The following is a 7436-nucleotide window of genomic DNA, read 5'->3' as shown; positions in this document are numbered from 1 at the left end:
TACAGAAAGATTCCAAGAAAAACTTCACGGCCTTTCCCCGATAGAATATCGGGAAAAGGCCGTGGCATAATACTCTTTTTATTACTGTCTACTTGACAGGGAGATGACCATCTCTTTACTCTTTTTATAACAACTTCTTTATACTAATTTTAATTTCTTTAATTGTCTTATTAGCGAGGATAAGTGGATTACAAGCACAATGTAAAAGTATACACAACATAGGGGACTACTGGGGGGTATTTTCTGGGTTCTCATGTCTGCAGGTGATTCATTCTATATCTAATTGAATCCTTGTATAAGAAAACAAAAAAGCAGGGAAATTAATTCCCTGCTTTTCTATTTGGTTTATTGCCTGATTGTAAGAAGAACGATAACACCCAAGCGATACCTGCTAGTATCGTTGCGATTAAGAAGGCATCGTTAATACCGTTAATTGCAGATAGCTTTGAAATTTGTCCATATAATAGTTGTGTACTCATCGCGTCTCCTGCTTGAGCTGATCCAGCTAAGGCCGCTAAGCTTTGCCCCATGCCGTGTACTTTATCAACTAAAATTGGGTTTGATGTTGTTAACATGTTGCCGTAATCTGCTACGTGAGCAGTCGTTTGTTGCGTCATAAGTGTAATTAAAATCGCTGTTCCGATTGAACCCGCTACTTGTCTTGACGTATTTTGCGTTGCTGTACCGTGAGAAATTAATTTCATCGGCAGCGCGTTCATACCAGCTGTCATAATTGGCATCATAATGAATGACATACCAATTGAACGTATAATATAATCCGTCATAATAACGCTATACGGTGTATCCATCGATAATTTTGTAAATTCATATGTCGCATACGTCGTAATTGCCAATCCAATTATCGCTAATGGACGAATACCATATTTATCGAACAATTTACCCGCTACTGGTCCCATGATCCCCATAATTAATGATCCTGGAAGAAGTAGTAAACCAGATTCAATTGGCGTAAAGCCACGAATGTTTTGCAGATATACTGGAAGCAATAACATACCTCCGAATAATGCCATCGTAACGATTGCGTTAATTACTAAAGTAAAAGTAAATACTGGATATTTAAATACTTGTAAATCAAGCATTTTATTGTCCGTTGTTAACTCTCTCCAAATAAATAACGCTAAACCAATTACACCGATAATAAGTGAAATAACAACTTCTGCACTAGTCCAACTATTATTTCCAGCTTCACTAAATCCGTACAATAAGCTTCCTAGTCCAATACTTGAACTAACCACACCGAATATATCTAATTTCGTTTTAGACACTGGCTGAGCTAGTGTAAAGAATTTTAAAGATAGGAACGTAATAATTAAACCGATAATAAACATCGCATAGAACATTAAGTTCCAGCTATAGTTTTCAATCACCCAACCTGTTACAGTTGGTCCGATAGCTGGTGCTAAAATCATTGCTACACTAGTAATCCCATCGCCGCTCCGCGTTTATGAGGCGGGAATAACGTCATGAAGATATTCATACCAACCGGCATTAAAATACCCGCACCAACAGCTTGAATTACGCGACCTGTCATCATCATTGTAAAGTTTCCTGAAGTAGCACAAATGATAGATCCTACCGTGAAGAATAACATTGCTGCTACGAATAATTTACGATACGTAAATCGTGAAACTAAAAAGGCACTAATCGGTACTAAAATACCATTTACAAGCATGAAGCCTGTAATTAACCATTGTGCTGTTGAAGTTGATACATTAAATTCATTCATTAACGGAGGTAATGCAACATTAATGATTGTTTGGTTTAAAATAGAAACGAACATGCCTAGAATTAATACAGCTACAACTGCTTTTACGTTCACATTCTCTACAGGCATAGACATTTGTTTTTTCGGCACTTCTTTTTCTTGTTTTACTTCTTCTTGCTTTCCTGTTTCTAACTCAACTACATTAGAAATTTCCGATTCTTGCTTTCGTTCAATTTCTTTCTCTTCTGTTTCAACTTTACTTACTTCTATTTTACTTACGGCTGGGACTTGTTCTTCTCCCATTTTCGTTTTTTTCTTTCGTAAAAGACGATTTACAAGGAAGAAGACGATTATACAAAATAGTGCATATCCTGCAATTACAATTGAGGACATCTCATCTCCCCCTTACTTATGAATACGAACTGTCACATTCATGCCAGGAACAATATTTACTGATTTGCTATGATCTAAAGAAATTTTAACTGGTACTACTTGTGTTACTTTCGTATAGTTCGCTGTTGCGTTACTTGATGGCAACATAGAGAATGTATTCGCTGTTGTTAAGCCAACTTGTTCTACTTTTCCTGTTAACGTTGTATCTGGGTATGCATCTACATACACATCTACATCTTGACCTTTTTGAACATCATCAACATCTGTTTCTTCAATGTTTGCTGTTACCCATAAATTGTTCATATCAAATGCATAAGCAATCGGGCTACCTGCTCCAACGAAAGCATTTGTTGTCGCGTTTGATTGTACAACTGTTGCATTTTGTGGAATTGTTACATCTACTGTTTGTTCTCCATTAGCTGCCGCTACAGTAACAGTACCTAATTTATCGTTCTCATTATAATTTTTTCCTACTTCAGCTTTCCAGTCAGTTAGTTTACCTGCTACTGGTGAAGCAACCGGAATTACCTTTCCATCAATCTTTGCATTGTCTGTTTTTAAGTAATTTTCCGTTTGATTGTAATAGTAATAACCGCCAATACCGCCGCCAACTAGTACAATTAATGTGATAATGTTGATAATTACCATTCTCCGAAACTGATTCATTGCATTCCTCTCCTTATATCGCATATAATTTTTTTCTAAACTATTTATGTCCTTATTGTTTAGATTGTTTAATTGTTAATTATATTAACCTTTTAACAAAAAAATCACACCATCTGCAGCGTAAATCGAAACTTATCTACCTGCGAGCGGTGCTGATTTCTGAAGGACTATCGTTTATAATTATAAATAATTATTTTGAATCTACAACCGACAATTTACGTATGAAATGTTGCTTAAACAACAATATAATACCAATATGTTGTTTAAGTATAGAAAATTAAACGAGGAGAAGGAAAATGTCTATTAAAAATACAAATGATCCACGTGTAAAGCGAACGAGACAACTCATTCAGGATGCTTTTGTCGCTTTAGTAGGCGAAAAAGGCTTTGAAAATGTAACTGTTCAACATATCGCAGAACGCGCTCCTGTAAATCGCGCTACATTTTATAGCCATTACCATGATAAATATGACCTATTAGACAAAAGCATTGAAGAAATGTTAGAGAAGCTAGCAGAAGTAATTAAACCGAAAAATAGAAATAAAGAGGATTTTCAACTTACATTTGATTCACCTCATCCTACATTTTTGGCTTTATTCGAACATATCGCAGAAAATGTAAACTTTTATAACGTTATGCTTGGGGATAAAGCTGCCGGAAACTACTCTTATAAAATGATGAAAACAATACAAGTGCATTTAACATTAAGCTTGTCTATTTCACAACCAGATGATGAAGATCTTATGGTTCCTCGTGATATTTTGATTAGTTATGTGACAGGGGCTCACATCGGAATGATTATGTCATGGTTAAAAAAAGGAATGATATATACCCCACATTTTATGGCGATGCAATTAACTCGTTTAATTATTTTAGGTGCTCATACTGCAGCGGGATTAGAACGGCCTTTTTAAAACATAAAAAGCGAAGGAGAAGCTCCTTCGCTTTTTCTATTAATTAAATGTAATGTTATGTACAGCCTCTTTATCAAGACGTTTAATAACTTCTACAATTAACTTCACTACATTTTCATAATCATCACGATGTAACATTGCCGCATGAGAATGGATATAGCGCGTTGCAATTGTAATTGCCATAGAAGGAATACCATTTACAGCAATGTGAATCGCACCCGCATCCGTTCCTCCGCCTGCTACTGAATCATATTGATACGGGATTTGTAATTCATCAGCAACATCAACTACGAAATCACGTAAACCTGTATGTCCAATAACAGAAGCATCATATAAAATGATTTGTGGTCCATCGCCCATTTTACTTTGTGCTTCTTTTGACGTTACACCCGGTGTATCTCCAGCGATACCAACATCTACTGCGAACGCGATATCTGGTTTAATATAATTCGCAGATGTTTTTGCGCCACGAAGACCAACTTCTTCTTGTACAGTTCCAACGCCATATACAACGTTTGGATGCTTTTCATCTTTTAATTGTTTTAATACGTCAATTGCAATTGCACAACCGATTCGGTTATCCCATGCTTTTGCAAGTAACATTTTTTCATTCTTCATCACTTGGAATTCAAAGTAAGGTACAACTTGATCTCCTGGTCGTACGCCCCACTCCATCGCTTCTTCTTGGCTAGAAGCACCGATATCGATGAACATGTCTTTAATTTCAACTGGCTTTTTACGAGCTTCTGGAGGTAAAATGTGCGGTGGTTTTGAACCAATTACACCTGTTACATCTCCTTTACGCGTTACAATCGTCACGCGTTGCGCAAGCATAACTTGTGACCACCAGCCACCAACCGTTTGGAAGCGAAGGAAACCTTTGTCATCGATTTGTGTAATCATAAATCCAACTTCATCTAAATGACCTGCAACCATAATTTTCGGGCCGTTTTCTTCCCCTACTTTTTTCGCAACTAAACTCCCTAAATTATCAGTAGAAAGTTCGTCCGCAAACGGCTCGATATATTTCTTCATTACTTCACGTGGTTCACGCTCGTTACCAGCAATACCACGTGCATCTGTTAATTCTTTTAGCATTGTCAATGTCGCGTCTAATTTTGTCATTGCCAACACCCTCCTTTTTCTTCAGTCAATTCATTATACAATAATTAAATTGAAATATTCAAAAATTAAATTAGTATCCTTGTGTTTGACGCTGATGATTTACTTCATTTTTATCTAAATATGCTTTTTCAATCTCTTCTTGTTCAAATTCAAGTGCTTGTCCAAGTCGAAGATAGCTCGTAAATAATTCAATATAATTTGTAATAGATGGTTGATCTGTAAAACGAATTACTTTCGCATATGTGTCTAAGAAAATTTCCACTTGTGTTTTATTCGTCTGTGCACATTTATAGAATAGGAAGTTTTTATCAATACCTAAATCAATTCCGATTGATAAAATAAAATGCAAACCATCTACGTATTCTTCTAATATTACTTCACGTTCTGATGCTGGTTTGTTGCTCCAATATTTAAAACAACGTGTTTCATTTGCAAGTTCTCCAATTTCTACAAGAAGAGCTAACATTTTTTCTTTTAATAATTTTTTCGGTTGTAAGTCATGTTCTTTTGCAATACGGTCATCTAATTCTTTTTGTAATTTAAATAGTTGTAGTAAGTCCATTCTATTGTCCTCCTCCAACATCGCATTTTACGCAACAATGTTGTTTCATCTCAAAGTTCATTATTATGTTTCAGTTCTTATGAATAAGTCAGCTATCTAACTCTTTATAAAATAGCTTGTCCTTAATTTACAAATACGTTTCAGTCATCGCTCTTAAATTGTTCATCTGATGAAAGTTCCATATCATCTTTCCATTATAGCAGTGTCGTTTCAGCTAGGAAAGATACTCTTCTTTCCAAACGGGCAGAATTGAAAAAAGCCAGGAGTATTCTCCTGACTTCATATGTATATTCTTCTATACTGCTATAACTTTTATATTGATTTTGTCATATTGATAACAACATAGCCGTTAATCTTTATAATTTCTTTCACTTCTAACTTCTATTTGAATACAAATAAAAAAACCTTAGAAGAAAATTCTTCTAAGGTTTCAACTAATTAATTAGTTAATGTTGTTTTTTGCAACTGTTGCTAATTCAGCGAAAGCTTTTTCGTCATGAACAGCTAAGTCAGCAAGCATCTTGCGGTTAACTTCGATGCCAGCATTTTTAAGACCGTGCATTAAGCGGCTGTAAGAAAGACCATTCATACGAGCTGCTGCGTTGATACGTGTAATCCATAATTTACGGAAGTCACGTTTCTTTTGACGGCGGTCACGGAATGCATACATTAGAGATTTCATAACCTGTTGGTTAGCAACCTTGAATAATGTATTTTTTGAACCGTAGTAACCTTTTGCTAATTTAATTACTTTTTTACGACGTTGACGAGTAACTGTACCACCTTTTACTCTTGGCATAATATTACCTCCTAATTGTTCTATATATCAGCCGAACTTATTTTAAGTTGTCAAGCATTTGACGAATGCGTTTGAAGTCACCAGCGCTTACTACACCAGCTTTACGTAGTTTACGTTTAGCTTTTGTAGATTTGTTAGCGAATAAATGGCTTGTGTAAGCGTGAGAACGTTTCAGTTTACCTGATCCAGTCTTTTTGAAACGCTTTGCAGCGCCGCGATGAGTTTTTTGTTTAGGCATAGGTATTTCCTCCTCTATCTATTACTTATCGTTTTTCGGTGCTAAAACTAAGAACATACTGCGTCCTTCCATTTTAGGCTTAGATTCAACTGTACTAACTTCAGCACAAGCTTCTGAGAAGCGATCTAAAACACGTTGACCGATTTCTTTATGAGTAATGGCACGTCCTTTAAAGCGAATTGACGCTTTAACCTTGTCGCCTTTCTCTAAAAACTTGATAGCATTACGAAGTTTTGTGTTAAAGTCGTGTTCATCAATTGTTGGACTTAAACGAACTTCTTTCATGCTAATTACTTTTTGATTTTTGCGCTGCTCTTTTTCTTTCTTCTGTTGCTCAAAGCGGAATTTACCGTAGTCCATAATGCGGCATACTGGCGGTTTCGCATTTGGAGCAACTAATACTAAATCAAGATTAAGATTTGCAGCTAAGTCTAAAGCGTCATTACGAGACTTGATTCCAAGTTGATCGCCATTTGCGCCAACTAAACGTACTTCACGTGCACGAATTTGCTCGTTAATCATCATATCCTTGCTAATAGTAAGCCACCTCCAAGGTTTTCTCAGAACATATTTTGTAGTCATAGAACCCGAACAAAAAAAGTGCGGGCATACGACACCCACACTTGTAAAATCTTAAGTAAGAAATACATTTACCTGTTAACTGCGAATGCGTCCATCAGGTGAGAAGCGGGTGCTTCTACTTGTTCCACAAAACAATATTCTATTATCCTTGATGAGTTTATCATAGGACATGACGTCTGTCAAGAAGACGCGATGTGTTTTACTAACAACAAGAAATATTGTAACAAACAACTAACATACTTGCAATACTTTTTTATGATAAGTGTTACATGGTTATTTTTTCTAATTTTTCTCAAGTATATTACATAAAAAAGCCGCGGTATATGTACTGACCCCTGTCAAGTAGACAGTAATTAAAACGCATAGTTAAGAAGCCTGAGTTCGATATTCGTATGGACTCAGGTTCTTTAATTTTTTCTGAAAACGATGGT

At 35.8% G+C, this 7436-nt stretch carries 8 protein-coding genes, 2 pseudogenes and 1 other annotated feature; of the genes and pseudogenes, 3 read left to right on the top strand and 7 right to left on the bottom strand.

Translation table 11 applies throughout. The annotated features are described in order from the left end of the window. Both MR168_RS33820 and MR168_RS31455 read left to right on the top strand, forming a co-directional pair. Positions 1 to 70: IS3 family transposase (locus MR168_RS33820; protein ID WP_325782447.1), on the top strand; the 70-nt coding region annotated here is incomplete at its 5' end. Positions 71 to 146: 76 nt separating this feature from the next. Beyond that, positions 147 to 283, top strand: a pseudogene (locus MR168_RS31455) (DNA-binding protein); the annotation flags it as partial. Positions 284 to 320: 37 nt separating this feature from the next. Here the strand turns inward: MR168_RS31455 and MR168_RS31450 are convergent. Together MR168_RS31450 and MR168_RS31445 are read right to left on the bottom strand one after the other, a co-directional pair. Beyond that, positions 321 to 2119: pseudogene (locus MR168_RS31450) on the bottom strand (DHA2 family efflux MFS transporter permease subunit). 12 nt (positions 2120 to 2131) lie between these two features. Then, positions 2132 to 2785: an HlyD family secretion protein gene (locus MR168_RS31445; RefSeq protein WP_001071419.1), complete on the bottom strand. Its 654-nt coding sequence runs from the start codon at positions 2783 to 2785 to the stop codon at positions 2132 to 2134. Between the two features lie 296 nt (positions 2786 to 3081). Between MR168_RS31445 and MR168_RS31440 the strand changes: the two genes are divergently transcribed. Then, a complete protein-coding gene (locus tag MR168_RS31440) occupies positions 3082 to 3699 on the top strand; it encodes a TetR/AcrR family transcriptional regulator (RefSeq protein ID WP_000023660.1) in 618 nt (205 codons plus the stop codon). 39 nt (positions 3700 to 3738) lie between these two features. Here MR168_RS31440 and MR168_RS31435 read toward each other — a convergent pair whose 3' ends face one another. The 5 genes from MR168_RS31435 to infC all read right to left on the bottom strand — a co-directional run bounded on the left by MR168_RS31435 (position 3739) and on the right by infC (position 6948). Further along, positions 3739 to 4824 carry a M42 family metallopeptidase gene (locus tag MR168_RS31435; RefSeq protein WP_098619481.1) on the bottom strand — a complete coding sequence of 362 codons (1086 nt, stop codon included), beginning with the start codon at positions 4822 to 4824 and terminating at the stop codon, positions 3739 to 3741. Positions 4825 to 4894: 70 nt separating this feature from the next. Then, entirely contained in the window at positions 4895 to 5386 is a 492-nt protein-coding gene (locus MR168_RS31430; protein WP_000365050.1) for a dUTP diphosphatase, read from the bottom strand. 442 nt (positions 5387 to 5828) lie between these two features. Beyond that, on the bottom strand, positions 5829 to 6185 hold the full coding sequence (gene rplT, locus MR168_RS31425; protein ID WP_001138362.1) for a 50S ribosomal protein L20: 357 nt from the start codon (positions 6183 to 6185) through the stop codon (positions 5829 to 5831). Between the two features lie 37 nt (positions 6186 to 6222). Then, the gene (gene rpmI, locus MR168_RS31420; protein WP_001125945.1) at positions 6223 to 6423 is read right to left on the bottom strand and encodes a 50S ribosomal protein L35; all 201 of its coding nucleotides are present in this window, start codon (positions 6421 to 6423) and stop codon (positions 6223 to 6225) included. 21 nt (positions 6424 to 6444) lie between these two features. Next, positions 6445 to 6948 (bottom strand): translation initiation factor IF-3, encoded by a 504-nt coding sequence (gene infC, locus MR168_RS31415; protein WP_000973215.1) that lies wholly within the window; start codon positions 6946 to 6948, stop codon positions 6445 to 6447. Between the two features lie 63 nt (positions 6949 to 7011). Further along, positions 7012 to 7132 (bottom strand) — a sequence feature (ribosomal protein L20 leader region). Positions 7133 to 7436: the final 304 nt, after the last annotated feature.

The organism is Bacillus cereus group sp. BfR-BA-01356 (genome assembly GCF_022663635.1).
GTDB lineage: Bacteria > Bacillota > Bacilli > Bacillales > Bacillaceae_G > Bacillus_A > Bacillus_A cereus.
Note: the sequence above shows the minus strand (reverse complement) of the source record. Positions and strands in the feature narration are given on the sequence as shown.

Coding starts and splice junctions, on each gene's coding strand:
- MR168_RS31445 (WP_001071419.1), bottom strand. CDS start 2,785: ATGAATCAGTTTCGGAGAATGGTAATTATCAACATTATCACATTAATT.
- MR168_RS31430 (WP_000365050.1), bottom strand. CDS start 5,386: ATGGACTTACTACAACTATTTAAATTACAAAAAGAATTAGATGACCGT.
- infC (WP_000973215.1), bottom strand. CDS start 6,948: ATGATGATTAACGAGCAAATTCGTGCACGTGAAGTACGTTTAGTTGGC.
- rplT (WP_001138362.1), bottom strand. CDS start 6,185: ATGCCAAGAGTAAAAGGTGGTACAGTTACTCGTCAACGTCGTAAAAAA.
- MR168_RS31435 (WP_098619481.1), bottom strand. CDS start 4,824: ATGACAAAATTAGACGCGACATTGACAATGCTAAAAGAATTAACAGAT.
- rpmI (WP_001125945.1), bottom strand. CDS start 6,423: ATGCCTAAACAAAAAACTCATCGCGGCGCTGCAAAGCGTTTCAAAAAG.
- MR168_RS31440 (WP_000023660.1), top strand. CDS start 3,082: ATGTCTATTAAAAATACAAATGATCCACGTGTAAAGCGAACGAGACAA.